The sequence below is a fragment of the Streptomyces sp. NPDC088157 genome (assembly GCF_044741545.1).
Taxonomy (GTDB): domain Bacteria; phylum Actinomycetota; class Actinomycetes; order Streptomycetales; family Streptomycetaceae; genus Streptomyces.
The window spans coordinates 25,469-48,169 of record NZ_JBIUSU010000019.1; the positions used below are offsets into that span (position 1 = coordinate 25,469).

Annotated in this window: 27 protein-coding genes and 1 pseudogene; 8 read left to right on the forward strand and 20 right to left on the reverse strand. The window is 71.5% G+C overall.

Going from position 1 to position 22,701, the window contains the following annotated elements; all coding sequences use genetic code 11:
• Nucleotides 1–4: 4 nt before the first annotated feature.
• Nucleotides 5–799, reverse strand: a complete 795-nt coding sequence (locus ACIPFH_RS42320; protein ID WP_356261942.1) for an RNA polymerase sigma factor SigF — start codon at nucleotides 797–799, stop codon at nucleotides 5–7.
• 268 nt (nucleotides 800–1,067) lie between these two features.
• On the opposite strand from ACIPFH_RS42320, the gene ACIPFH_RS42325 reads away from it, so the two are divergent.
• From ACIPFH_RS42325 to ACIPFH_RS42335, 3 genes are all read left to right on the forward strand, one after another.
• Nucleotides 1,068–2,876: a thiamine pyrophosphate-requiring protein gene (locus ACIPFH_RS42325; protein ID WP_401835337.1), complete on the forward strand. Its 1,809-nt coding sequence runs from the start codon at nucleotides 1,068–1,070 to the stop codon at nucleotides 2,874–2,876.
• 69 nt (nucleotides 2,877–2,945) lie between these two features.
• On the forward strand, nucleotides 2,946–3,326 hold the full coding sequence (locus tag ACIPFH_RS42330; RefSeq protein WP_401835339.1) for a DUF2795 domain-containing protein: 381 nt from the start codon (nucleotides 2,946–2,948) through the stop codon (nucleotides 3,324–3,326).
• Between the two features lie 145 nt (nucleotides 3,327–3,471).
• A complete protein-coding gene (locus ACIPFH_RS42335; RefSeq protein ID WP_401835341.1) occupies nucleotides 3,472–4,014 on the forward strand; it encodes a type 1 glutamine amidotransferase domain-containing protein in 543 nt (180 codons plus the stop codon).
• 264 nt (nucleotides 4,015–4,278) lie between these two features.
• On the opposite strand, the pseudogene ACIPFH_RS42340 reads toward ACIPFH_RS42335, so the two are convergent.
• The 3 genes and pseudogenes from ACIPFH_RS42340 to ACIPFH_RS42350 all read right to left on the reverse strand — a co-directional run.
• Nucleotides 4,279–4,542 (reverse strand): annotated as a pseudogene (locus tag ACIPFH_RS42340) (DUF6158 family protein); the annotation flags it as partial.
• Nucleotides 4,543–4,687: 145 nt separating this feature from the next.
• The gene (locus ACIPFH_RS42345; protein ID WP_401835344.1) at nucleotides 4,688–6,307 is read right to left on the reverse strand and encodes an ABC-F family ATP-binding cassette domain-containing protein; all 1,620 of its coding nucleotides are present in this window, start codon (nucleotides 6,305–6,307) and stop codon (nucleotides 4,688–4,690) included.
• A 368-nt stretch (nucleotides 6,308–6,675) separates the two neighbouring features.
• Entirely contained in the window at nucleotides 6,676–7,335 is a 660-nt protein-coding gene (locus tag ACIPFH_RS42350; RefSeq protein WP_401835347.1) for a histidine phosphatase family protein, read from the reverse strand.
• Nucleotides 7,336–7,901: 566 nt separating this feature from the next.
• On the opposite strand from ACIPFH_RS42350, the gene ACIPFH_RS42355 reads away from it, so the two are divergent.
• Nucleotides 7,902–8,723, forward strand: a complete 822-nt coding sequence (locus ACIPFH_RS42355; RefSeq protein ID WP_401835349.1) for a class I SAM-dependent methyltransferase — start codon at nucleotides 7,902–7,904, stop codon at nucleotides 8,721–8,723.
• A gap of 128 nt (nucleotides 8,724–8,851) precedes the next feature.
• Nucleotides 8,852–9,022, forward strand: a complete 171-nt coding sequence (locus ACIPFH_RS42360; protein WP_356261924.1) for a hydrophobic protein — start codon at nucleotides 8,852–8,854, stop codon at nucleotides 9,020–9,022.
• A gap of 80 nt (nucleotides 9,023–9,102) precedes the next feature.
• Here ACIPFH_RS42360 and ACIPFH_RS42365 read toward each other — a convergent pair whose 3' ends face one another.
• The 13 genes from ACIPFH_RS42365 to ACIPFH_RS42425 form a co-directional block, all read right to left on the reverse strand.
• Nucleotides 9,103–9,387, reverse strand: a complete 285-nt coding sequence (locus tag ACIPFH_RS42365) for a gas vesicle protein K (protein WP_401835351.1) — start codon at nucleotides 9,385–9,387, stop codon at nucleotides 9,103–9,105.
• Entirely contained in the window at nucleotides 9,384–9,572 is a 189-nt protein-coding gene (locus ACIPFH_RS42370; protein ID WP_319170330.1) for a gas vesicle protein, read from the reverse strand. Before ACIPFH_RS42370 ends, ACIPFH_RS42365 begins: the two co-directional genes overlap by 4 nt.
• Nucleotides 9,569–10,378, reverse strand: coding sequence for a GvpL/GvpF family gas vesicle protein (locus ACIPFH_RS42375; protein WP_401835352.1), 810 nt, complete (start codon nucleotides 10,376–10,378; stop codon nucleotides 9,569–9,571). The genes ACIPFH_RS42370 and ACIPFH_RS42375 overlap by 4 nt, the downstream gene beginning before the upstream one ends.
• Complete coding sequence (locus ACIPFH_RS42380; protein ID WP_401835354.1) at nucleotides 10,375–10,767, reverse strand: gas vesicle protein; 393 nt, start codon at nucleotides 10,765–10,767, stop codon at nucleotides 10,375–10,377. Before ACIPFH_RS42380 ends, ACIPFH_RS42375 begins: the two co-directional genes overlap by 4 nt.
• A complete protein-coding gene (locus ACIPFH_RS42385; protein ID WP_401835356.1) occupies nucleotides 10,764–11,951 on the reverse strand; it encodes an SRPBCC family protein in 1,188 nt (395 codons plus the stop codon). Before ACIPFH_RS42385 ends, ACIPFH_RS42380 begins: the two co-directional genes overlap by 4 nt.
• Entirely contained in the window at nucleotides 11,948–12,634 is a 687-nt protein-coding gene (locus ACIPFH_RS42390) for a DNA primase (protein WP_401835357.1), read from the reverse strand. Before ACIPFH_RS42390 ends, ACIPFH_RS42385 begins: the two co-directional genes overlap by 4 nt.
• Nucleotides 12,631–12,894, reverse strand: coding sequence for a gas vesicle protein GvpG (locus tag ACIPFH_RS42395; protein WP_356260363.1), 264 nt, complete (start codon nucleotides 12,892–12,894; stop codon nucleotides 12,631–12,633). Before ACIPFH_RS42395 ends, ACIPFH_RS42390 begins: the two co-directional genes overlap by 4 nt.
• Before the next feature lie 7 nt (nucleotides 12,895–12,901).
• On the reverse strand, nucleotides 12,902–13,651 hold the full coding sequence (locus tag ACIPFH_RS42400) for a GvpL/GvpF family gas vesicle protein (protein WP_401835359.1): 750 nt from the start codon (nucleotides 13,649–13,651) through the stop codon (nucleotides 12,902–12,904).
• Entirely contained in the window at nucleotides 13,648–14,082 is a 435-nt protein-coding gene (locus ACIPFH_RS42405; RefSeq protein WP_401835362.1) for a gas vesicle structural protein GvpA, read from the reverse strand. Before ACIPFH_RS42405 ends, ACIPFH_RS42400 begins: the two co-directional genes overlap by 4 nt.
• Nucleotides 14,083–14,140: 58 nt before the next feature.
• Entirely contained in the window at nucleotides 14,141–14,485 is a 345-nt protein-coding gene (locus ACIPFH_RS42410) for a gas vesicle protein (protein WP_401835396.1), read from the reverse strand.
• 105 nt (nucleotides 14,486–14,590) lie between these two features.
• Nucleotides 14,591–15,523, reverse strand: coding sequence for a non-homologous end-joining DNA ligase (ligD, locus tag ACIPFH_RS42415; RefSeq protein WP_401835363.1), 933 nt, complete (start codon nucleotides 15,521–15,523; stop codon nucleotides 14,591–14,593).
• Nucleotides 15,520–17,376, reverse strand: a complete 1,857-nt coding sequence (locus tag ACIPFH_RS42420; RefSeq protein ID WP_401835366.1) for a transketolase — start codon at nucleotides 17,374–17,376, stop codon at nucleotides 15,520–15,522. The genes ligD and ACIPFH_RS42420 overlap by 4 nt, the downstream gene beginning before the upstream one ends.
• Nucleotides 17,377–17,380: 4 nt before the next feature.
• Nucleotides 17,381–19,177 carry an FAD-dependent oxidoreductase gene (locus ACIPFH_RS42425; protein WP_401835368.1) on the reverse strand — a complete coding sequence of 599 codons (1,797 nt, stop codon included), beginning with the start codon at nucleotides 19,175–19,177 and terminating at the stop codon, nucleotides 17,381–17,383.
• A gap of 147 nt (nucleotides 19,178–19,324) precedes the next feature.
• Between ACIPFH_RS42425 and ACIPFH_RS42430 the strand changes: the two genes are divergently transcribed.
• Nucleotides 19,325–20,278, forward strand: coding sequence for an LLM class F420-dependent oxidoreductase (locus ACIPFH_RS42430; protein ID WP_356260384.1), 954 nt, complete (start codon nucleotides 19,325–19,327; stop codon nucleotides 20,276–20,278).
• 147 nt (nucleotides 20,279–20,425) lie between these two features.
• On the opposite strand, the gene ACIPFH_RS42435 is transcribed toward ACIPFH_RS42430, so the two are convergent.
• A complete protein-coding gene (locus ACIPFH_RS42435) occupies nucleotides 20,426–20,929 on the reverse strand; it encodes a phage holin family protein (protein ID WP_401835370.1) in 504 nt (167 codons plus the stop codon).
• Nucleotides 20,930–21,082: 153 nt separating this feature from the next.
• On the opposite strand from ACIPFH_RS42435, the gene ACIPFH_RS42440 reads away from it, so the two are divergent.
• Together ACIPFH_RS42440 and ACIPFH_RS42445 are read left to right on the forward strand one after the other, a co-directional pair.
• Complete coding sequence (locus ACIPFH_RS42440; RefSeq protein WP_356260390.1) at nucleotides 21,083–21,433, forward strand: VOC family protein; 351 nt, start codon at nucleotides 21,083–21,085, stop codon at nucleotides 21,431–21,433.
• Between the two features lie 86 nt (nucleotides 21,434–21,519).
• A complete protein-coding gene (locus ACIPFH_RS42445; RefSeq protein ID WP_401835373.1) occupies nucleotides 21,520–21,867 on the forward strand; it encodes a DUF6204 family protein in 348 nt (115 codons plus the stop codon).
• Here the strand turns inward: ACIPFH_RS42445 and ACIPFH_RS42450 are convergent.
• Together ACIPFH_RS42450 and ACIPFH_RS42455 are read right to left on the reverse strand one after the other, a co-directional pair.
• Nucleotides 21,845–22,390 carry a GNAT family N-acetyltransferase gene (locus ACIPFH_RS42450; RefSeq protein ID WP_401835376.1) on the reverse strand — a complete coding sequence of 182 codons (546 nt, stop codon included), beginning with the start codon at nucleotides 22,388–22,390 and terminating at the stop codon, nucleotides 21,845–21,847. The two genes, ACIPFH_RS42445 and ACIPFH_RS42450, sit on opposite strands and share 23 nt — an antisense overlap.
• A 20-nt stretch (nucleotides 22,391–22,410) precedes the next feature.
• Complete coding sequence (locus tag ACIPFH_RS42455; RefSeq protein ID WP_401835379.1) at nucleotides 22,411–22,683, reverse strand: DUF1049 domain-containing protein; 273 nt, start codon at nucleotides 22,681–22,683, stop codon at nucleotides 22,411–22,413.
• Nucleotides 22,684–22,701: the final 18 nt, after the last annotated feature.

Sequence of the window (22,701 nt, forward strand, 5' to 3'; positions counted from 1 at the left end):
CCCGCTACGCCGCGTCCTTCAGGACCTGTTCCCGCAACCGCTCGCAGCACCGGTTGATGAGCCGGGACACATGCATCTGCGAAATGCCCAACTGCTCGGCGATCCGGCTCTGGGTCATGTCCCGGAAGAACCTCATGTACAGGATCGCCCGCTCCCGTTCGGGCAGCGCGGCGAGCCGTAATCTGACGGCCTCCCGGTCGACGACCGTGTCCAGCGCCGGGTCCGCCGCGCCGAGTGCGTCGCTCAGTGAGTACCCGTCCTCGCCGCCCGGCAGCTCCGCGTCCAGCGACAGCGCGGTGAAGCTCTCCAGCGCCTCCAGCCCGGTACGGACGTCCTCCTCGCTCAGTTGCGCCTGCTCGGCGAGCTCGGTGACGGTGGGCCGTCGCCCTGAGACGGTCCCCGCCAGGTCCTGACTGGCGAAACGCACACGGTTGCGCAGGTCCTGGACGCGGCGCGGCACGTGCAGGGCCCACATGTGGTCGCGGAAGTGCCGCTTGATCTCACCGGTGACGGTCGGGACGGCGTAGCTCTCGAACGCGTTCCCGCGTTCGGGATCGTAGCGGTCGACGGCCTTGACCAGGCCGAGGGCGGCGACCTGGCGCAGGTCGTCCAGGGACTCGCCGCGGCTGCGGAAACGGCCGGCGAGGCGGTCGGCCATGGGCAGCCAGGCCTCGACGATTCGGTCGCGAAGCGTGTCGCGCTGGGGGCCCGGAGGCAGGGTCACCAGCCTGCGGAAGGCGTCGGCGGTGTCGGGGGCGTCGTCGTGCGGGTGGCGCTGCGCGTTCGATCGGTTCGGCATGGGCGTGGCAACTCCCTGGAACATGCTCTGGGTTGGCCGGTCACCGGGGAAGCGGGAAAGGGCGGCAGCGGCCCGAGCGGGCCTGCCGGGGCTCGCGAAGTCGCGGATTTCCCGCGGACGTGCCTCCGGTCCGAAGCACTGTGGCTGCGCCTGCCCAGGGCCCCCGCGGCCAAACACCCGCTCAGGTTTTCCGGCGGTCCCGACGGTCACTCGTCACGGGGCACGGCGTCACCGCGTGCCCATGTCCCCTGCCCAGGAGGTCCCTTCCATGAGCACCAAGGTCTCCGACCACGTCCTTCGGCGACTGCGCGAGTGGGGTGTGGAGCACGTCTTCGGTTACCCCGGCGACGGCGTCAACGGCCTGCTCGCCGCCTGGGGCCGGGCCGGGGACCAGCCCCGGTTCGTGCAGTCCCGGCACGAGGAGATGTCCGCCCTCCAGGCGGTCGGCTACGCCAAGTTCAGCGGACGCCTCGGGGTGTGCGTGGCGACCTCCGGGCCGGGCGCGATCCACCTCCTCAACGGCCTGTACGACGCCAAGCTCGACCATGTGCCGGTCCTCGCGATCGTCGGCCAGACGCATCGCACGGCGATGGGCGGCTCGTACCAGCAGGACGTGGACCTGCATTCGCTGTTCAAGGACGTCGCCTCGGAGTTCGTGGAGACGGTGACGGTTCCCGAGCAGCTGCCGAACGTCCTGGACCGCGCGATCCGCACCGCGTACGCCCGCCGCTGCCCCACCGCGGTCATCATCCCCGGGGACGTCCAGGAGCTCGCCTACGCGGCGCCCACCCACGGGTTCAGGACGGTGCCGTCCAGCCTCGACCTGAGCGGTTGGACGGCGGTCCCGTCCGAGGAGCCGCTGCGGCGGGCCGCGGAGATCCTCAACTCCGGTGACAAGGTGGCGATTCTGGTCGGCCAGGGGGCGGCCGGGGCCCGGGCCGAGGTGGAGCGGATCGCCGAACTGCTCGGCGCGGGGGTGGCGAAGGCGCTGCTCGGCCTGGACGTCCTGAGTGACGAACTCCCTTATGTCACCGGTTCGATCGGCCTCCTCGGCACCCGCCCCTCCTACGAGCTGATGCGCGACTGCGACACCTTGCTGACGATCGGCTCGTCCTTCCCCTACACGCAGTTCCTGCCGGAGTCGGGCAAGGCGCGGGGCGTGCAGATCGACATCGATCCGCACATGGTCGGGATGCGCTACCCGTACGAGGTGAACCTCGTCGGCGACGCGAAGGAGACCCTGCGCCGACTGATCCCGATGATCAGGAGCGAGGAACGCGGCCGGGAGTGGTTCGACACCGTCTGTGACAACGCACGGCACTGGGACGACGTGCTGGAACGGCGGGCGCGCCTGTCGGCCGACCCGATCAACCCGGAGTACGTGGCCCGCGCCCTGGACCCGCTGCTGCCGCCCGACGCGATCGTCACCTCGGACTCGGGCTCGGTGGCGAACTGGTACGCCCGCCACCTCACGATGCGCCCCGGCATGCGCGCCTCCCTGTCCGGCACGCTGGCGACGATGGGCTGCGCCGTGCCGTACGCGATCGGTGCGAAGTTCGCCCACCCGGACCGGCCGGTGATCGCGCTGGCCGGGGACGGGGCGATGCAGATGAACGGGCTCGCGGAGCTGATCACGGCGGCGAAGTACAGGGACCGCTGGCTGGACCCGCGCCTGGTCGTCGCCGTGTGGAACAACCGCGACCCGGACCAGGTGACGTGGGAGATGCACGCCATGGGCGGGACCCCGTCCTTCCTGCCCCCGCAGGAGCTGCCGGACGTGCGGTACGCGGAGTTCGCCCGTTCCCTGGGGCTGACCGGGGTGCGCGTGGAGACGCCCGACGACGTGGAGTCGGGCTGGCGCACGGCCCTGGAGGCGGACGGCCCCGCGGTCGTCGAGTTCCTCACCGACCCGGCCGTGCCACCGGTCCCGCCGCACGCCACCTGGGAGCAGCTGGAGGCCACGGCCGCGTCGGTCCTCAAGGGCGACGCCGACCGGGGCTCCTTGATCAGAAACGGGTTCAGGGCGAAGGTGCAGGAGTTCCTGCCGGGGCACGAGACGGGGCGCGAGACGAAGTAGTCGGACCCCGTGTCGGCTTCCTGTCCTCGGGTACGCGGTGGCCACCGCGGAAGATCTGGAGGGAGAGACATGCAGCGAGGCAGCGACCGGCTGAGCGTGCACCGGGACGACGAGATGAAGCACGAATTGCAGGGCCTGCTGAGGTCCGGACACCCCACCCGGACCGAGGAGTGGCACGACCCCGAGCCGTCCGCCGAGGACGACCCCGAGATCTGGGGCGGGCCGGTGGTGCCGGGGAACCCGCGGGCGACGCTGGAGACGGTGCGGCTGGAGCTCGCCCGGATCCTGGGACGGAGTCCCTTCCCCGCGGGCGCGGGCGCGCTGGCCGTGGGCCTGCGCCGCAAGAACGCGCCGGACGCGCTCGTGGAAGCGGTACGGCGGCTACCGGGCAAGGACCACTACGCCAATGTCCAGGAGCTGGCCGAGGCGCTGTTCGGTGCGGCCCGGTGACCGGGCGGAGCCGACCAGTACCGGGCCGCCAGGACCACCGCGCCTGAGAACTCACAAGAACAACCTTCAAGAATCCCGAGAACCCGAAGAACGACAACGAGAACCGCAGAAACCGCAAAGGACACGGAAAGGACGTTGAACCCTCATGCGCATCGCGTTTCTGACGGCACCCGAAGGCGTCGAGCAGGTCGAGCTCACCGACCCCTGGCAGGCGGCGGTGGACGCGGGCCACGAGCCCGTCCTGGTGTCGACCGAGTCCGGCGAGATCCAGGCGTTCAACCATCTCGACAAGGCGGACACGTTCAGGGTGGACGAGGTCGTCGGTGAGGCGTCGGCGGAGTCCTTCGGCGGGCTGGTCCTGCCGGGCGGCGTCGCGAACCCCGACTTCCTGCGCGGCGACGACAAGGCCGTGGCCTTCGTCAAGGGCTTCTTCGAGCAGGGGCGCCCGGTCGCCGCGATCTGCCACGCCCCGTGGACCCTCGTCGAGGCGGATGTCGTACGGGGCAGGGTGCTGACCTCATGGCCGAGTCTGCGGACGGATCTCCGCAACGCCGGCGCCACCTGGGTCGACGAGCAGGTGAAGATCTGCGACCACGGCCCGAACAAGCTGGTCACCAGCCGCAAGCCGGACGACCTGAAGGCCTTCTGCGAGACGTATCTGGACGTGTTCGCACAGGAAACGGCCTGAGGGCCCGGTCGTAGGTCGCCGGTCGCCGGTCGCCGGTCGCCGGGACACTGTAGACAGTGGACGGCCGACCGGCTACGGGTGGTCGGCCGTCGGTCGGCAGGGGACAGGACGGCAGACGCCTCGGGCGTCCCCCGGACGGCTCCGGTGGGCTCAGGCCCCGCCGGGGCCGCCCGTCGTTCCGGGGCCCCACTTGCCGACCGGAGTGCCCGCCGGGCCGCCCTCCCCGGTCGACCCGATCCCGGTCCTGCTCCGGCGCGAGCCGACCGCGTCGGCGCCGACGGCCCGCTCCCTCGCCCCTTCGCGGGTACGGCCCGGGGAGACGAAGCGGCGTGGGTTGCGCCGCAGGTACTCGCCCTCCAGCTGGGCCATGCGGTCGTTGTGGGCTCGCAGAGCGTCGTTGGAGCCGTGCAGCAGGGTGTCGTGGCGCGTGCGGTGGATCGTCTCCAGCTCTTTCATCAGCTGCTGGTCGTCCAGCCTGTCCGGGTCGACTCCGGTCATGGTGTTGCCCCGCTCGTCGTGTTCGTCCATACGGTCCGGGTACCCGCCCGGGGGCCTTGTCAGCACTCCCCCGCGCGGCATCCGGGCGGGAGCCGTGGATCTCGCGTTACTGCATCCACTGTACGAACATTCCGGTCCCCGGGCCTCCGCCGACGGGGACGCCTCCCGCCGCGTCCTACCTGGCCCGCTCCACGCGCCGCTCGTCCCACACCGGCTCCGCGGTCTCCCGGACCCGGCCGTCGCTGCCGAAGACCAGATAGCGGTCGAAGGAACGGGCGAACCAGCGGTCGTGGGTGACCGCGAGGACCGTGCCCTCGAAGGCCTCCAAACCCTCCTGGAGGGCCTCGGCGGACTCCAGGTCGAGGTTGTCGGTCGGCTCGTCGAGGAGCAGGGCCGTGACGCCCTGCAGTTCGAGCAGCAGGATCTGGAAGCGGGCCTGCTGGCCGCCGGAGAGCCGGTCGAAGCCCTGTTCGGCCTGCTGGGTCAGCTCGTAGCGGCGCAGCCGGGACATGGCCGCGCCCCGGTCCTGGGAGTGTTCGCTCCACAGGATGTCCAGGAGGGTGCGGCCCAGCAGCTCGGGGTGGGCGTGGGTCTGGGCGAAGTGCCCGGGCACCACGCGCGCGCCGAGCTTCCACTCCCCCGTGTGCGCCACGGTGTCGCCGGCCAGCAGCCGCAGGAAGTGCGACTTGCCCGAGCCGTTGGAGCCGAGGACGGCGACCCGCTCGCCGTAGAAGACCTCCAGGTCGAAGGGCTTCATCAGGCCGGTGAGCTCGAGCCCCTTGCAGGTGACCGCCCTTACGCCGGTACGGCCGCCCTTGAGGCGCATCGTGATGTCCTGCTCGCGGGGCGGCTCCGGCGGCGGGCCGGCCTCCTCGAACTTGCGCAGCCGGGTCTGGGCGGCCTGGTAGCGGGAGGCCAACTCATGGCTGATGGAGGCCGCCTGACGGAGGTTCAGGACGAGCTTCTTCAGCTGGGCGTGCTTCTCGTCCCAGCGGCGGCGCAACTCCTCGAAGCGGGCGAAGCGTTCACGGCGGGCCTCGTGGTAGGTGGCGAAGCCGCCGCCGTGCACCCAGGCGTCGGCGCCGGCCGGGCCGGGCTCGACGGAGACGATCTTCTCGGCGGCGCGGGAGAGGAGTTCGCGGTCGTGGGAGACGAAGAGGACCGTCTTGCGGGTCTCCTTCAGCCGTTCCTCCAGCCACCGCTTGCCGGGCACGTCGAGGTAGTTGTCCGGCTCGTCGAGCAGCAGCACCTCGTCGGTGCCCCGCAGGAGTGCCTCCAGCACGAGCCGTTTCTGCTCGCCGCCGGAGAGGGTCCGTACGAGACGGAACTGGGCCTTGTCGTAGGGCACGCCCAGCGCGGCCGTGGTGCACATGTCCCACAGCGTCTCGGCCTCGTACCCCCGCACCTCGGCCCAGTCGGCGAGGGCCTGCGCGTACCGGAGCTGCGCGGCCTCGTCGTCGACGGTCATGATCTCGTGCTCGGCCTTGTCGACGGCCTGCGCGACCTCGCGGATGCGGGGCGAGGCGACGGACACCAGCAGGTCGCGTACGGTCGTCTCGTCCCGTACGGAGCCCACGAACTGGCGCATCACACCGAGGCCGCCGGAGACGGTGACGGTCCCGCCGTGCGGTTTCAGCTCGCCCGAGATCAGCCGCAGCAGGGTCGTCTTGCCGGCGCCGTTGGGTCCGACCAGCGCCACCACGGCCCCTTCGCCCACCCGGAAGGACACGTCGCCGAGCAACGCCCTCCCGTCGGGGAGGTAGTACTCGAGGTGCGCGGCTTCCAGGTGTCCCATGAGGCGCATTCTGCGGGCCGCCCACGGCATGCGGCAAACCGTTATGCGCGCAGGCCGGGCACAGAGCGCCGCCACCCCTGAACGGCCGACACCGGTCAGCCGCCACCGCCCCTCGGCACCAAGCGCCCGTCGACCGCCCACGCCCACTGCCACAGACGCCCGTCAACCGCCGAAGCCCGTCAGCCGCAGACGCCGGTCGACCGCCACCGCCCCTCGGCACCAAGCGCCCGTCGACCGCCCACGCCCTCCAGTCGCAGGCGCCCGTGGGCGCCGACACCCGTCACCCGACGCAGCCCGCCGTCTGCCACCTCGCCGGGCCGCCCTTCCTGCACCGGCCACGACCGTCGCACCCGCCGCCGTCAGTGCCGTCACCCGTCGTGGTCCGCCAGGGGTTGGCCCGCCGGGCCGGCCTCCCCCGCGGGCACGACCGTCGCGCCCGCCCAGGACAGGGCCTTCCAGCCGTCGGCGGGGCTGCCCTCCAGTACGACGGTGCCGGTGTTGGCGAGGCGGTGGGCCGCGGCGAAGGGGACGTCGACGTTGTCGGCGCGGGCGGCCGCCCAGGTGCGGATAGCGGCACCGTGGCTGACCATCGCGACGGTCCCCGCGCCGCTCGCCGCGGCCTCGGCCACCACGGCGTCGTACCGCGCCAGGAACTCGGCGCCGCTCTCCCCGCCCGGCATGCGCAGCCCGACCTCGCCCGCCGCCCAGGCGAACACCGTGCGCATGTAGAGCTCGCCGTGCTCCGAGTCGCCGGGCAGCATCTCCAGATCGCCCGCGGCGATCTCCCGGATGCCGTCGCGGACGAGGACGTCCAGGCCGCGGGCGGCGGCCAGCGGGGCGGCGGTGAGCCGGGTGCGCACGAGAGAGGAGACGTAGAGCCCCTCGATGTCCTCGCCGGCGAGTGCCTGCGGCAGCGCGGCGGCCTGCCGCTCGCCGAGCTCGGTGAGGCCGGGGCCGGGGACGGCGGTGTCGAGCAGGTAGTGCACGTTCGCGGGGGTCTGGCCGTGTCGGACGAGCAGCAGGCGCATGCAGTGACCCTCCGGTGTCCAAGGCCGCCCCGCACAGGAAACGGCCACTTCAGGGTACCCGCAGCGCATGCTTCCCCGGTGTCGGTCCCACCGTCCTGAGGCCCCGCCGGCACGGCCGGCGCGACCGGCTCCTCGCCCTCGACGGCCGGCTGTTCGAGTCGACCGCCGAGCGGCACCGGCCCGCCGCCGAGCCGCACTGGCCGGCCGCCGGGCCGGTCCTGCCACGGCCGAGCCGCAGCGCGAACCACGGGGTGGTCGGTTCGCGACGGCGTCGGTCCTCGCCGCGTCCGGCACGCCCCGGACCCGCCGCGCCGCCGTGCGCGGGCCGGCCTCCCCGGGCCTGGCCTCTCTCACCACCGCCTGGCGCCGCGTTCGCCGTCAGACATGCCCCTCGGCTCCGGCGGCGGAGCCACCGGGACCGGGACCGGGACCGGGACCGGGACCGGGATACATGGAGGAAGTTGACACACCGTCAGTCCATATCGCAGGACAAACTGTCTCACCATACGATCACCGGCGTACGGTGAGGTCACCGGGGACCCGGTTCGTCGATGAGGGGTGGAGCCATGTCGAAAGCACAGGAGACGGCCGTCTACACGCACGGACACCACGAGTCGGTGCTGCGTTCGCACACCTGGCGGACCGCCGCCAACTCCGCGGCCTACCTGCTGGGTTCGCTGAAACCCCACATGAGGATCCTGGACATCGGCTGCGGACCCGGAACCATCACCGCCGACCTGGCCGCCCTGGTCCCCGAAGGGCACGTCACCGGCGTCGACCACGCGCCGGGGATCCTGGAGCAGGCGCGGGCCACGTCCGCCGAGCGGGGTCTGACGAACATCGACTTCGCGGTCGCCGACGTGCACGATCTGGCCTACCCGGACGACACGTTCTGCGTCGTCCACGCCCACCAGGTGCTCCAGCACGTCGGCGACCCGGTGCAGGCGCTGCGCGAGATGCTGCGGGTGACCAGGCCCGGCGGCCGCATCGCGGTCCGCGACTCCGACTACGCGGCGATGACCTGGTACCCCGCCTCGGCCGGGATGGACGACTGGCTGGACCTGTACCGCCGGGTGGCCCGGGCCAACGGCGGCGAACCGGACGCCGGGCGCCGGCTGAAGTCCTGGGCGCTGGCCGCGGGATGCACCGACATCACGGCCACGTCCGCCACCTGGACCTTCAGCACCGCCGAGGAGCGGGCCTGGTGGAGCGGACTGTGGGCCGACCGCACCGTCGCCTCGGCCTACGCGGAACGCGCCACGCGGGGCGGACACGCCACGGTGGAGCAGCTGCGCGCCGTGTCGGAGGCCTGGCGGGCGTGGGGGCGGCAGGAGGACGGCTGGTTCGGCGTCCTGCACGCGGAGATCCTGTGCCGAAAGGACACCTGATCCGCGGCGAACCAGAAGGGAATCGCGGGCGAGTGGCGGAAGAGTGCGGATGAATCGCACACGGAGCGTAAATGAACCGCGAATGATTGCCGGAATTCGGGAAACACGCATTGCAGGAGGTTGACACTATGGTTCCCGTCCTGCTGGTACTGCTGCTGGTGCTGATTCTCTTCGGTGCCGGATTCGCGGTGAAGTTGCTCTGGTGGATCGCACTCGCGGTTCTGGTCCTCTGGCTGCTCGGATTCCTGGCTCGCGGAACGAATGCCGCGGGAGGCAGGGGACGCTGGTACAGGTGGTGAACTGAAGCAACGCGATACCACCCGCTTCCCCGGGCGGGAGTGACTCGACAGCCATCGGTGGCTCATCGGTCGCGAGTCACTCATTCCCGGGGAAGCAGCGGTCCCAGCGGCCCGAGGTCCAGATTGAGGTCCTCGGGCCGCAGTCCGTAGCGTTCGCGCAGTTCGGTCATGCGATCGTCGAGGAGCATCAGGGTGAGCCCGATCCGCTCCTCCTGCTCCTCGCTCAGATCGCCCGTGTCGAAGCGGCGCAGCGCCTGCCGTTCCATCAGCTGGCGCAGCAACTCCACGACGGTCAGGACGAGTTTCACCAGGTCGCGCTCGACGGTGTCGGGCTCGAGATCCAGATGATTGCGTCGGTCCGTCACAGCAGATCCCCCCAGGGCGAAGGCACTTGCTCGTTGACCGAACTGATCAGCGCGTTCAGGTCGATACGGACGAGGTCGACGTCCGCGATGCGCAGGGTGATGTCCCCCGTGATGACGACTCCGCCGGCCAGCAGCCGGTCGAGCAGGTCGACGAGGGCGACCTCACGACGCTCCACCACGGTCATGCGCCCTCCCCCTCCCCCGGGCGCCCGGCGCCGGGCTCCGTGGCTCCGGATTCCCCTGCGGACTCCACGAAGGAATAGGCGGCCCACGGTCCTGTCAGTTCCACCCGCATTCCCGGTTCCTCCCCCTTTGTGCGATCCACGATTTCCACGAATTCCTCGGACTGCGCACGCGGAACGAGATAGGCGGCGTTCAGAACATTCTGTCCGGGCGCCTTGGAGAGCGCGGAGTTCTGCGGCGGATGGAGGCGGGCGGCATCGGCGTGCGCGGACAACGTCGTGTGCAGACGGTCGGCGAATCGCTCGGCCCGCTGCCAGGTGTCCTCGTGGGCCCGGGCCTTCGTCCGCCGCTGCAGCAGATAGTCCCGGCCCGAGGCGGGCTTCGTCTCCGCCGGCTCGGGCTTTTGCGCCTCGGACTCGACGTACACCTTCACCCCCCACTCGACCCGCCCCGCGAGCCGTTCCAGGGTGCGCCGGAAGTCGTCCTCGCGCTCCTCCATCATCACCCGGACGCCGCTGTCGTCCCGGAACACGGTGGCGAGCCGGAGCGGGAGCGGGGTGGTGACGGCCGTGAGCGCGTCGATGACCTGCTGGTGGGCGCGGGCGGTCTCCGTCAGCCAGTCCAGGTCCTCCAGATGGCGCCGGAGCGGCTCCTCGGCGAAAACCCGCTCCGGGACATGACTGACCACGGCGATCAGGCCGTGGTGGCTGAGCAGTCTGGGCGGATCGCCGGCCACCCCCGACAGAGCGGTCTGCAGGGGCGCGCCGAGGGGGCGGCAGACGGCGTACACGTAACGCAGTCCGGTCACGGTGACTCCTCTCGGACGTCCTTCGGGGCCCGGTCCTCCGCCGGGGTGCGGCTCCCCGTCGGTGCGCGACCCGGCTCCAGTTCCTCCAGTTCCTCCAGGCGCGCCAAGCGCTCCCGCAACTCGGCGTTCTCACGCGCGAGTTCTTTGCGGCGGGCGCCGGAGGACAGGGCCGGATCGTCCTCCCACCAGTCGATGCCCATCTCCTTGGCCTTGTCGACGGAGGCGACGATGAGGCGGAGCTTGATGGTGAGCAGTTCGATGTCGAGCAGGTTGATCCGGATGTCGCCCGCGATGACGATGCCCTTGTCGAGGACCCGTTCCAGGATGTCGGCGAGATTGGCTCCGCCGCCCTGGCCGTACGGCTCCGGCATCCGGCTCGACATGCTCATCGCCGGCGCCTGCCCTTGTCGTCCGCGGCCTCGTCCCGGGGCTCCTCCTCGGGCTCCTCTTCGGGCTCCTCTTCGGGCTGCTCCTCCTCGTCGTACTCCTCGTATTCGTCCTCGGCGGCCTCCGGCTCGCCCTCCTCCTCTTCGTCCTCGTACTCGCCCTCGGGCTCCGACGCCTCGTCCTCGGCGTACGGGCCCTCGTCCTCGTACTCCTCATCGTCCTCCCGGCCGCCGTCCTCGGCATCCCGCGGCTCGTCGCCCTCCTCGGGCTCGCCGTTCTCCTCGTTCTCGGAGTCCTCCGCGGCGACCGCGTCCTCGTGGGACGTGACGACCTCGCCGTCGCGGATCTCTCCGCGCCAGCTGTCCTCCGCCTCCCCCTTGATGGTGATGAAGCGGGCGAAGTTCTTCAGGTCGAGGCGCGCGCGGCGGCCCTGGGCACGCCAGATGTTGCCGGTCTTCTCGAAGAGACCCGTCGGGTAGTACTCGATGACCAGCAGGATCCGGGTGAGGTTGTCGGCGAGCTCGTGGAAGGAGACGACGCCCTTCGTCGTGCCCTTGGCGCCCTCCGACGTCCAGGCGATCCGGTCGTCCGGCACCTGTTCGGTGGTCTTCGCCTTCCAGCTGCGGTTGGACCAGAAGACCTTCGCCTGCCAGTCGCTGGTGGTGTCGTCGGCGCGGTTGGCGCTCTTGACACCCTTGGCGAAGGTGCTGAAGTCCTGGTACTGGGTCCACTGGTCGTAGGCCGTGCGCAACGGCACACCGACGTCGATCGTCTCCATGATCACGGTCGGCTTCTTGCCCGCGCTCTTCTTGCCCTTGCCGCCCTTGCCGCCGCCGAGGTTCTTCAGGGCGCCGGTCACCTTGTCCTTGGCCCGTGAGGCGCCGAGTTCCAGCGCGGAGCGCAGCGGCCCCTTGCCCTCCGCCACCTTGCGGCCGCCGTCGAGGGCGAGCTTGGCGAAGCCGGGGCTGTTGCCCTCGGCGATGTCGTTGAGCTTGTTCGTGGTTTCGCCGAGTTTGTGGCCGACGCCGGTCAGCAGGCGCGTGGCCTGGGCGGCGAGGTACTCCTGCACCTCTTCCTTGAGCCGGTCGGCGGCCTCGCTGTGAGCGACTTCGGAGAGCGGGTTGCCGTCGGTCGCCTTGCCCGCGGTCGAGGCCGCGGACTTCGCGGATCCCAGGGTCTCGGTCATCGGTCGCCGCCTCCCTTCGACCGCCGGGCCCGGGAAGCGGTACCCGACGCGGTCCTCGCGCCCGTCCTCTGGGCCGACGCGGTCTTCTTCGCGGCCGTGCCGCGAGCCGGAGCCTTCTTGGCGGGCGCCTTCTTCGCGGGGGCCTTCTTGGCCGTCTTCTTCGCCGGCGCCTTCTTCGCCGCCCTCTTCCTCGGCGGTTCCTCTTCCTCCTCGTCCTCCTGCCCGTCCTCGTCGGACGTGTCCTGCGGCTCCTCGTCCTCGTCTGACGTGTCCTGCGGCTCCTCGTCCTCGTCGGCGTTCCGAGGCTCCTCGTACTCCTCGTCGGCCTCGTCGTCGGCGGACTTCTCGCCGCCCCCGCCCGGCACGACACCCTCGAGCTGGTCGCGCACCTCGGCGGTGCGACCGTGCAGCCTGTCCGCGAGCGCCTCCATCTGCCGCTCGACCATGGCGCCGGAGGCGGCCTTGCCCACCCCGCGCAGGTCCTGGCGCAGCTGGTCCCCGATCTCCTTGAACTGGGGGTTGTCCCGCAGCTGCTGGGAGACCAGGTCCGCGATGCCCTTGGGGGTCAGGTTCAGCCGCTTGCCGGCCACCAACGAGCCTACGGCGATGGCCAGTTTCAGTTTCCTGGTCCGTCCCAGGAAGTACCCGGCCCCCACCGCGAGGCCCAGTCCCGTTCGGTTCATCCTGTCCACCCGTCGTCCGTTCCCGCGCTCCTGCGCGTCGCGATCTCCAGCCGGTCGAGGAGCGCGTCCTCCTCCCGGTCGAACTCCTCTTCGGTGATCTCTCCGGCGTCCAACCGCTCCTCCAGCCGGCCGAGCTCGGCCCGGACCGTGCCCGGGTCGTAGTAGATCCGCTCGGCCTCCTGGACCACCTGTCCGATCACCCAGCCGCTGCCGCGCACAGGGGCGAACGGCAGCAGCAGCACTTCCGAGATCAGTCCCATGACGTACCTACTCCGCGGTACCCGCCGGTTCGGCCGGGCCCGGTTCGACGAAGCTGTAGGGCGGCAGCGGTCCGTTGATGCGCAGTTCCAGGTGCGGACGGCCCTTGCGGAGTTCCTCCGCCGCCTCCAGGAAGCCGGCCGCCGAGTCCCGGTCCACCAGGAACGAGACGTTGACCAGCCAGCCCGTGGACTCGGGGCCCACGCTGGTGGCCGCGGCCAGCGGTTGCAGGTTCTGCTGCACGTCGACCGCGTCCTCGGCCTCCTTGGCCTTGACCGCGGCGGCCACCATCTCGCCGAGCTGGAGCCGCTGTTCATGGCTGCCGCCGCCCGCCTGCCGGTTGGCCTCGGCGAGGGCCCGCAGCTCGGGGCTGTCGGCCATCACCAGGTGCAGGACGGCCTCCTCCACGTGCGAGGCCTTGATGTTGTACTCGACCTTGTTGTCGAGGGCCCGCAGACGCTCCTTGTAGTGCTCGGTGCGCTCGGCGAGCACCCCGGTGACGGAACTGTCGTCGGGGGCGACACTCCCGAACCGCATGGGCAGCACGCAGCCCTCGGCGCCCGCCTCGGCGAGCACGGTCTGATGGGCGAGGAGTTCCCTGCGCTTGGGCCGCAGCCCCTCGGGGGCGTCGCTGACGACGGCCGCCAGTTCGCCCTCCTGCACGACGCGGACGGCCAGTGGCGGGTCGCCGACGCCGGCCAGGCCCTCAGGAAGGTCCGGGTGCGAGCTCGCGACGATGCCGTACACGTACGTGCTCACTCCTGCTCCTCCTTCCTGCGTGCCGCGGTGCTCTTGCGCGGCCGCGGCCTGGACTCCCGCTCCTGCGAGGAGCCCTCGTCACGGGCCGACTTGAAGGCGTCGGAGATGGTGTCCGCGGCGCCGGACAGCGCACCCTTGGACTTGCCGCGCGCACCGGATTCGGTGATCTCGCCGACCAGGTCGGGCAGGCCCGGGTCCTTGCGCGGCCCCGCCTCCAGGTCCAGCCGGTTGCACGCCTCGGCGAAGCGCAGATAGGTGTCGACGCTGGCCACGACGACCCTTACGTCGATCTTGAGGATCTCGATGCCGACCAGGGACACCCGTACGAATGCGTCGATGACGAGACCCCTGTCGAGGACGAGCTCCAGCACGTCGTAGAGGCCGCTGGAGCCGCCTCCGCCACCGGACTGTTGTGCCGGGACAACGGTCATGTCGACCGCGCCTCCTTGTCTCGGATTGGATGATCGGGCAGTGCTGCGGGTCGGCGGCCTAGCGGCCGCTGGACCTATGTGCGTCGGCCCGCCCGCGCTCGTATCGGCGAACGCGCCGGTAGCCGGTGAGCCGGCCCTCCGGATCGAGGTCGACCTGGTAGCTCGCCAACAGGCTCATCGTGTCGGGCACGCGGGTGAGCTCCAGGACCTCGATCTCGAGGGACCAGCCGTCCTGCGTCTGCTCGAAGGAGGAAACGCTCTCGGCGGTCATCCCGGTCAGTTCCGTGAGCTGGGCGCGCGCCTGGCGCAGCACCTCCATCGGGCCCGGCCGGTTCTCCGCCACGTCGTCCTTGCCTTCCTTGCCGCTCGACGCCTGATGCGAGTCAGGCGATCCATGAGAGATGTGTGGGCTATGTGAGTGATGTGACGTATGTGACTCTGCTGTGCCTTTTGTGTTCACCACGGCCACCTCTTCTTCCGGGTGGCCCGAGAGCTCTTGGCCAAACCTTCACGCTTCACGAAGTGCGTCGAGCCTGCTCCGGGCCGGGCCCAGGGCGCGCCCTCGGCCCGTGAGCCCGGACCAGGGATGGGTGCGGCCCTGCTCGGCGGCGTCCGCGATGGTCCAGCGGCGCGGGCCGAGCTCCGGATCGCCCAGTTGCTCCCAGGTGATCGGCGTGGCCACGGGTGCTCCGGGCAGCGCCCGCACCGTGAAGGGGGCGACGGCGGTCTGCGCGTAGGCGTTGCGCTGTACGTCCAGGTAGAGCCGGTCACCGCGCTCCTTCTTACGGGCGGCGGTGGTGAGGCGGTCCGGGTGCCGGGCGACCAGCAGGTCGGCGGCGTCGCGGGCGAATCCGCGCACCTCGTCGAAGTCGTCGTGCCCGTCCACCGGCACCACGACGTGCAGTCCGCGCGAGCCCGTCGTCATCGGGGCAGAGGGCAGCCGCAGCTCGTCGAGGAGCTCGCCCAGCCATCCGGCGGCCTCACGGACGACGCCGAAACCGGTGCCGTCGGCCGGGTCCAGATCGAAGACCATCACGTCCGGACGGTCGACCCGGTCCACCCGTGACAGCCAGCGGTGCAGGGTCAGGCAGGCCTGGTCGGCGAGGTAGGCGAGGGTGGCGGAGTCGTCGCAGACGGTGTGCAGGACGGTGCCGTCCTCCTTGGCGACCTCCACTCGCGTGATCCACTCCGGGTAGCGCTCGGGGGTGTTCTTCTGCATGAAGCGGGGCCCCTCGATCCCGTCCGGATGCCGCTCCAGCATCAGCGGGCGACCGCGCAGGTGCGGCAGCATGAGCGCCGCGACCGACCGGTAGTACGCGACGAGGTCGCTCTTCGTGTACTCCTTCGCGTTCTCCCCTGCCGGGAAGAGCACCTTGTCCGGCCGGTGGACCTCGACGGTGTGCCGGCCCGCCCGCACCTTCTGTACGCCGTCGCCGCTCACGGCACGATCGCCTGCTCCACGAGCAGCCGGGCGGACGCGGCGATCGACTCGGCATCGATGCCCGCCGCGTGCAGCTGTTCGGCCGGGCTCGCCGAGCCGGGCATCGTCCGGACGGCGAGGCGCACCAGCCGGGGCACCGGCCGCCCGTCGATGAAGGCGTCGAGGACCGCGTCCCCGAGGCCGCCCTGCTCGTGGTGGTCCTCCACGCTCAGCAGCAGTCCGGTCTCCTCGGCGGCCCGCCGCAGCGTGGCCCGGTCGACGGGCTTGACCGAGTACAGGTCGACGACCCGGGCCGCGATGCCGTCCGCGTCGAGCGCCTCGGCGGCCTTCAGCGCCTCGTGCACGGTGACACCGGCCGCGACGATCGTCAGCCGGTCCCGGTCGGAGGAGCGCAGCACCTTGCTGCCGCCGACCGGGAAGTCCTCGTCCGGCCCGTAGAGCACCGGGGCCGCGCCGCGCGAGGTGCGCAGATAGCGGACGCCGTCCAGGCCGGCCATGGCGGCGACGAGCCGGGCGGTCTGGTGGGGGTCGCAGGGGTACAGCACGGTCGAGCCGTGCACGGCCCGGAACATCGCCAGGTCCTCCAGACCCATCTGCGAGGGCCCGTCCTGTCCGATCGCGACCCCGGCGTGCGAGCCGACGAGGTTGATGCCGGCACCACTGACCGCGGCCATGCGGACGAAGTCGTGGGCCCGGGTCAGGAACGCCGCGAACGTCGACGCGTACGGCACCCAGCCGCGGGTCGCCAGGCCGACCGCGCTGGCGACGAGCTGCTGCTCGGCGATGTAGCACTCGAAGAACCGGTCGGGGTGCTCCTTGGCGAAGACCTCGGCGCGGGTGGAGTCGCTCACCTCGCCGTCGAGGGCGACGATGTCGCCGCGGGCGGTGCCGAGGGCGGCGAGGGCCTTGCCGTAGGCGTCCCGGGTCGCCACGCCCTTCTCCCGGTCCGTCTCGTCCCAGCGGGGCAGTTCGAGGGGCCCGGTGGACACGGAGTGCAGCATCCGGGCCTCGCTCGGCTCGTGCACGCGCACCCGCAGGTCACGGATGCCGCCCAGCTCCTCGATCGCCTCGTCGGCGTCGGGCAGCGGCTTGCCGTGCAGGCCCTCGCGGTCCTGGACGGACTCCACCCCCTTGCCCTTGAGGGTGCGGGCGAGGATGGCCGTGGGCTGACCCGCGGTGGAGAGCGCCTCGCCGTAGGCACGGTCGACGGCGTCCACGTCGTGTCCGTCGATCTCGATCGTGTGCCAGCCGAAGGCCTGGAAGCGGCGGGCGTAGGCGTCCAGATCGTGGCCGTGCCGGGTGGGGCCGCGCTGACCGAGCCGGTTGACGTCGACGATCACCGTGAGCTGGTCCAGGCGTTCGTGCCCCGCGTGCTCGGCGGCCTCCCACACCGAGCCCTCGGCGAGCTCGCTGTCCCCGCACAACACCCACACGCGGTATCCGGTGCGGTCCAGCCGCTGTCCGGCCAGCGCGATGCCGACACCCACCGGAAGGCCCTGGCCGAGCGAGCCGGTGGCCGTCTCGACCCACGGCAGCCGCTGCGGGGTGGGATGACCCTCGAGCCGGCTGCCGAGTTTCCGGAAGGTCAGGAGCTCCTCGTCCTCGATGGCCCCGGCGGCCTTGTAGGCCGCGTACATCAGCGGGGAGGCGTGGCCCTTCGAGAGGACGAAGCGGTCGTTGCCCGGGTGGGCCGGGCGGTCGAAGTCGTAGCGGAAGTGGTTCGCGAGCAGCACGGCCATCAGGTCCGCGGCCGACATCGAGGACGTCGGATGCCCGGACCCCGCGGCCGCGGAGGCACGCACGCTGTCGACCCGCAACTGCTGTCCGAGTTCGGTGAGTTCGGCGGTGTCCATCGGGCTACCGGTCTCCTTCTGCGCGGGCGTCGCCGCGCTCGACGGGGCCGGGGGCGGGCTCGTTCCCGGCCGCTCCCCGACCGGACTGCTTCTTCGCGGGCTCGGAGCCCGGCTGGTTCGTGGCGGACTCGGCGGTGTCGTCGTTCCGCTCGGTCGCCGGTCCGGAACTGTGCTGCCCCACCTCCGGGGTCGGGGAGGTGATCGACTGGGATCCGTCCTCCGGCGACGACTGCCCCGCAGGGGACCCGCCCCCACCGCCTCCATGCCGTCCCACCTCGGGTGTCGGCGAGGTGATCGACTGGGAGCCGTCCTCCGGGGAGGGATGGGGCTCGCCGGACCCGCCGGTCGCCTGGTTCACGTCGTTCCCCTCGTTCGTGTCGTCCGCGCTCCTGCCGTCCGTGTTCCTGTCGTCGTCGGCGTTCCCGGCGTCCAGGTCCGCCTCGGTGGCCGCGCCGGGACCGGAGGCCGCCTTCTCGCGCTCGCGGCCGTCCGGCACCCGTGCCAGTTCCGGCGATGCCGTGTCCAGCGGTACCGACCAGGACCGGACGAGTCCCAACTGGACGTCCTGGCGCGGGAGTACGGCGTCCAGCAGCCAGTCGGCGGCGACGCGGACGCGGTTGCCCGGCATGGCGGCGAGATGGTAGCCCCGGGTGACCGCGCCGGCCACGGGGCCGGACAGGTGGACGCCGAGCGGATTGGCGGCGGCCTGCACCCCGCCCAGGTCCACGACGAACCCCATGTCCTTGTGCCGGTACGGTCGCAGACCGGCCCCGCGCCCGCCTCCGCCGAGAGAGGCGGCGACGTTCTGCCCGGCCACCTTGCCCTGCCGCCACGCATGCTGCGCGGTCATCGGCGTGTACTCCCCGGGCTTCTCGAGATCCGGCACGGCGGCCGCGTCACCGCACGCGAACACCTCCGGCCTGCCCGGAACCTGGAGCGTGGGCTCGACGAGCAGCCGGCCGCGTTCCAGGGGCAGTCCGAGCGACTCCGCCAGCGGATCGGGTCGTACGCCCACGCACCACACCAGGGTGCGGGTGTCGACGAACTCACCGTCGGTCAGCAGGACTCCGTCGCGCGTGGCCTCCTTCACCGAGGTTCCCATCCGCACCTCGACCCCCCGTTCGCGCAGCACCCGGTCGGCGGTGCGGGAGAGCCGTTCGTCCAGTTCGGGCAGGACGCGCGACGCGACGTCGAGAAGCAGCCAGCGCGGCCGCATGCCCCTGCGCAGGGGGTGGGCGCGGACCAGGGCGTCGGTGAACAGCTGGCCCTGCGCGGCCACTTCGGTGCCCGTGTACCCCGCGCCGACCACGACGAACGTACAACGTGCCGTGCGGTCGGTCGCGTTGTCGCCGGAGGCGGCCAACTCGACTTGCCGGGTGAGGTGATCACGCAGGTAGAGGGCCTCGGGCAGGCCACGGAACCCGTGCGCGTGCTCGGCGACCCCGGGGATGGGCAGCAGCTTGTTGACGCTGCCCGCGGCGAGCACGAGCCGGTCGTAGCCGAGCGTGCCCGTCTCGCCCTCGGGGTTCGTGTAGTGGACGGTGCGCGCGTCGAGGTCGATACGGTCGGCCTCGCCGAGCACCAGCCGCACCTGACGAAGGTTCCCGGACAGGGAGACGGTGACCCGGCGCGGTTCGAGGATGCCGGCCGCCACCTGGGGCAGCAGGGGCAGGTACAAGAAGTGGTCGGTCGGGTTGAGCAGGGTGATGTCGGCCCGGCCCCTGGCTTCCCGCGCCAGGGTGCGGGCCGCCCGGTACCCGGCGAAGCCGGCTCCGACGATCACGATGCGGGGGCGACTCACGGTGGGCCTCCGAAGGGGTGCGGACGGTCGTCGTACGAAGGTTTCCGCGTCCCCCTGGCAGGGGCCGCCAAACGTTCGCCGGTTTCCCGTCCGGGCGCCGGGTACTCGGAGCGCGACCCGACCCGCCCCGTCGCGGAGGTACTTCTCATGCCCGAGTACGGCTATTTCCTGTCCTGCGAGGAGTTCGGTCCCGCAGACCTCGTCGAGCAGGCCCGGATGGCCGAGCAGGCCGGTTTCCAGGCGCTGTGGATCTCCGACCACTACCACCCGTGGAACGACGCACAGGGGCAGAGCCCGTTCGTCTGGTCGGTGATCGGCGCGCTGTCGGAGGCGGTGTCGCTGCCGATCGAGACGGCCGTGACCTGTCCGACCGTGCGGATCCACCCGGCGGTGGTGGCGCAGGCCGCCGCCACGTCCGCGGTGATGACCAACGGTCGTTTCCGCCTCGGCGTCGGCACGGGAGAGGCCCTGAACGAGCACATCCTCGGCGACGTCTGGCCGCCCGCGAACGTACGCATGGAGATGCTGGAGGAAGCGGTGCAGATCATGCGCCGGCTGTTCACGGGCGAGGAGGTCAGCCACTACGGCACGCACTACAAGGTGGAGAACGCCCGCCTGTACACCGTCCCCGACGAACCGGTGCCGATCGACATCTCCGGCTTCGGCCCCAAGGCGACCTCGCTCGCGTCCCGAGTGGGCGACGGCTACATCACGATGATGCCGGAGGAGTCGATGGTGGAGCAGTTCCGCAAGGGCGGCGGCGGCTCCAAGCCGGTCAGCGGCGGCACGAAGGTCTGCTACGGCACGGACCGCGCCGAGGCCGTCCGTACGGTCCACCGGCTGTGGTCGAACCAGCTGCTGCCCGGCGAGATGGGCCAGATCCTGCCCACCCCGAGCCACTTCGAGCAGTTGCAGCCGCTGGTCAGCGAGGAGATGGTCGGCGAGAACACGGTGTGCGGCGACGACGTCGACGAGCACGTCGAAACCCTCACCGCCTTCGCCGACGCGGGCTTCGACCGGATCTACGTCAACCAGATCGGCCCCGACCAGCGCGGCTTCTTCGACTTCTACCGCACCAAGGTGCTGCCGCGCCTCCGGTGAGTCCGACCGTCCTCACGCGACCCTCGTCATGCGTCATGCGTCTGCGGCCCTGCGGCAGCTGTTGCCGCAGGGCCGCCCGGGTGCCGAACGCGCGACGCGGACACGTCACCGTGGCGGGTACGCGGCGCGCATCAGGCCGGTGACGCGTCAGGCCCGGTGATGCGGGTTCTCGGGGTCGATGTCGTCCGCGCGCGGCGCCTCGCCCGGCTCCGGCACCTGGGCGCCGGGCGCGGTCGGCGGCATCGGGGGATACGGCAGCCCGAGACCGCTCGGCGGCCCGGCCGGCGCCGTGCCGCCGACGACCCGGCCGGAACCACCGTGCGTCTCGGCTTCGCCCACGGGCGTGGGCCGGGCCGACGCGTGCGGCTTGGCGGCGTTGCGCAACAGGTACGCGACGGCCCCGAGGACGGCTGCGGTGATCAGCGCCGCGGCCCAGTCCGGCAGACCGATGTCGAGGGCCAGCCCGACCGCGAGTGCCACGGCCGCGCCCGCGTAGAGGGCGACGGCGCCGGACGCCGCGTACAGCATCGCCGTGCGGCGCTGCTTGCGGGTCTGCTCGCGCAGTTCCTCGCGGATCGTCTCGCGTGCCACCTGCGCCAGTTCGTCGACCAGATGCTTGTCCAGATGCTCCAGATGATCGATGCGCTCCATGGCCGTCGGGTACCCGCTGTCATGACGCTCAACTCGAGGGACGGCCCGCCCGGTGGGGGCACGGGAGGGTTCGGGCCCTTCCGGTGAGGGGCCGGGACGGGGATCGGTCGAAGGGATCATCTCGCCGCGGCCGCCCCAACTAAGCTCGCCCGCATGGACATTCTGGGAGCCACACTGCGTGTCTGTGTCGACGATCTGGAGGCCTCGGTCTCCTTCTACGAGCGGCTGGCGGGCACCGGAGCGCTCCGCTTCGAGCGGGGCGGGGTACGCGTGGCCGCGGTCGGCTGCTTCCTGCTGATGAGCGGCCCTCCGGCCGAGCTGGAGCTGCTGCGCAAGGTGGCCGCGACGATCGCCGTCACGGACGTCGACGAGGCCCACCGGACCCTCACCGAGCTGGGCGCGGACGTCATCGCCGGCCCGGTACCGACACCGGTGGGCCGCAACCTGATCGTCCGGCACCCGGACGGAGCGGTGTACGAGTACGTGGACCGGCGCGCGGCCTGAGGCGCCGGGCGCGGCGAAATTCCGCGTGCGGTGCGCCGTCGCGGACGTAGAGTCGGGCGTTCTGCGTCAGGCCTGAAGGAGCGACAGTGAGTGAGCAGCACACCTACCGGGTGATCGTCCGGGGCACCTGGGACGGCCTCACCGACGAGGCCCGGGCCCGCCTGCTCGCCGAGGCGGCCGACCACGGTATGACGAGCATGCGGTTCACCGAGGAGGGCACGCTGTCGTACGGGCCGTCGCCGCTGAAGCACTTCTCCATGCGCTTCGTGGTGGTGTCGGACGCGGCGGACGGCGAGGAGATGGCGGGCGCGCTCGCCGAGGAGCGCGCCGAGACGGCACTGCGTGAGCTCGGCCACGGCTTCACCGGGCTGAAGTCGAGGGTCACCGACCTCGACACGATGAAGATCAACTTCAAGTCCGCATCTCGGCGGTGATCGCCCACCGTTCGTGGTCCCGCCACTCCCCGTCGACGTAGATCATCTTCGGGGAGAAGCCCTCCAGCCGGAAGCCGCAGCCGCGGGCGAGGGCGATCGAGGCGGCGTTGCCGGGCTGTGCGTTGATCTCCAGCCGGTGCAGCCGCATCGGCCCGAAGGCGTAGCCGACCAGCAGGTCGAGCGCCTCGCGCATCAGCCCGCGCCCGGCCGTGTGCGCGAAGGCGCCGTAGCCGAGCGCACCGCACTGGAAGCCTCCTTGGACGATGTTGTTGATGTTGATGAAGCCGGCGACGGCCCCGTCCTCCCGGGTGCACACGAGAAAGCCCGCCTTGGACGGGTCCTCGATCAGCCGGCCCGCGTAGGCCGTGTACGCGTCGGCGGTGGCCGGCGGGTACAGCCACGGGTGGTGCAGGTCCTTGCTCTCCCGCGCACGGGCGGTGAACTCCGGCCCGTCCTCGTAGGTGAAGTGGCGTAGCCCCACGCGGGGGCCCTCTGCGAGATAGCGGGATGCGGTGTGCGGCATCGGGACAGCCTACGGCGGGGTCACTTGCGCCGGCTCTTGAAGTACGCGAAGGAGGCGCCGCACAGGGCGCCGATGATCCCCATCGCCAGGAGCGCCGTCCACAGCGGCACCGTCACCTCCGGGATCAGCAGCCGGATCTTCGTGGGGCGGGTGTTCTCGAAGATGAAGATCAGGGCGAGGACGGCGAGCACCAGGACGGCGATCCGGCCCGGCGTCAGCGCTCCGTCCCGGGCGCCGCTCTTCTTGCCGCCCTTGCCCCAGCTCTTGGAGGCCTTCGAGGTCTTCGGGCTCATACGACCAGCGTGAGCCCT

Bases quoted from the DNA above. Each gene is read 5' to 3' on its own strand.
- ACIPFH_RS42320 (WP_356261942.1), bottom strand. From the start codon at position 799: ATGCCGAACCGATCGAACGCGCAGCGCCACCCGCACGACGACGCCCCC.
- ACIPFH_RS42325 (WP_401835337.1), top strand. From the start codon at position 1,068: ATGAGCACCAAGGTCTCCGACCACGTCCTTCGGCGACTGCGCGAGTGG.
- ACIPFH_RS42330 (WP_401835339.1), top strand. From the start codon at position 2,946: ATGCAGCGAGGCAGCGACCGGCTGAGCGTGCACCGGGACGACGAGATG.
- ACIPFH_RS42335 (WP_401835341.1), top strand. From the start codon at position 3,472: ATGCGCATCGCGTTTCTGACGGCACCCGAAGGCGTCGAGCAGGTCGAG.
- ACIPFH_RS42345 (WP_401835344.1), bottom strand. From the start codon at position 6,307: ATGGGACACCTGGAAGCCGCGCACCTCGAGTACTACCTCCCCGACGGG.
- ACIPFH_RS42350 (WP_401835347.1), bottom strand. From the start codon at position 7,335: ATGCGCCTGCTGCTCGTCCGACACGGCCAGACCCCCGCGAACGTGCAC.
- ACIPFH_RS42355 (WP_401835349.1), top strand. From the start codon at position 7,902: ATGTCGAAAGCACAGGAGACGGCCGTCTACACGCACGGACACCACGAG.
- ACIPFH_RS42360 (WP_356261924.1), top strand. From the start codon at position 8,852: ATGGTTCCCGTCCTGCTGGTACTGCTGCTGGTGCTGATTCTCTTCGGT.
- ACIPFH_RS42370 (WP_319170330.1), bottom strand. From the start codon at position 9,572: ATGACCGTGGTGGAGCGTCGTGAGGTCGCCCTCGTCGACCTGCTCGAC.
- ACIPFH_RS42380 (WP_401835354.1), bottom strand. From the start codon at position 10,767: ATGAGCATGTCGAGCCGGATGCCGGAGCCGTACGGCCAGGGCGGCGGA.
- ACIPFH_RS42385 (WP_401835356.1), bottom strand. From the start codon at position 11,951: ATGACCGAGACCCTGGGATCCGCGAAGTCCGCGGCCTCGACCGCGGGC.
- ACIPFH_RS42390 (WP_401835357.1), bottom strand. From the start codon at position 12,634: ATGAACCGAACGGGACTGGGCCTCGCGGTGGGGGCCGGGTACTTCCTG.
- ACIPFH_RS42395 (WP_356260363.1), bottom strand. From the start codon at position 12,894: ATGGGACTGATCTCGGAAGTGCTGCTGCTGCCGTTCGCCCCTGTGCGC.
- ACIPFH_RS42405 (WP_401835362.1), bottom strand. From the start codon at position 14,082: ATGACCGTTGTCCCGGCACAACAGTCCGGTGGCGGAGGCGGCTCCAGC.
- ACIPFH_RS42420 (WP_401835366.1), bottom strand. From the start codon at position 17,376: ATGGACACCGCCGAACTCACCGAACTCGGACAGCAGTTGCGGGTCGAC.
- ACIPFH_RS42430 (WP_356260384.1), top strand. From the start codon at position 19,325: ATGCCCGAGTACGGCTATTTCCTGTCCTGCGAGGAGTTCGGTCCCGCA.
- ACIPFH_RS42435 (WP_401835370.1), bottom strand. From the start codon at position 20,929: ATGGAGCGCATCGATCATCTGGAGCATCTGGACAAGCATCTGGTCGAC.
- ACIPFH_RS42440 (WP_356260390.1), top strand. From the start codon at position 21,083: ATGGACATTCTGGGAGCCACACTGCGTGTCTGTGTCGACGATCTGGAG.
- ACIPFH_RS42450 (WP_401835376.1), bottom strand. From the start codon at position 22,390: ATGCCGCACACCGCATCCCGCTATCTCGCAGAGGGCCCCCGCGTGGGG.
- ACIPFH_RS42455 (WP_401835379.1), bottom strand. From the start codon at position 22,683: ATGAGCCCGAAGACCTCGAAGGCCTCCAAGAGCTGGGGCAAGGGCGGC.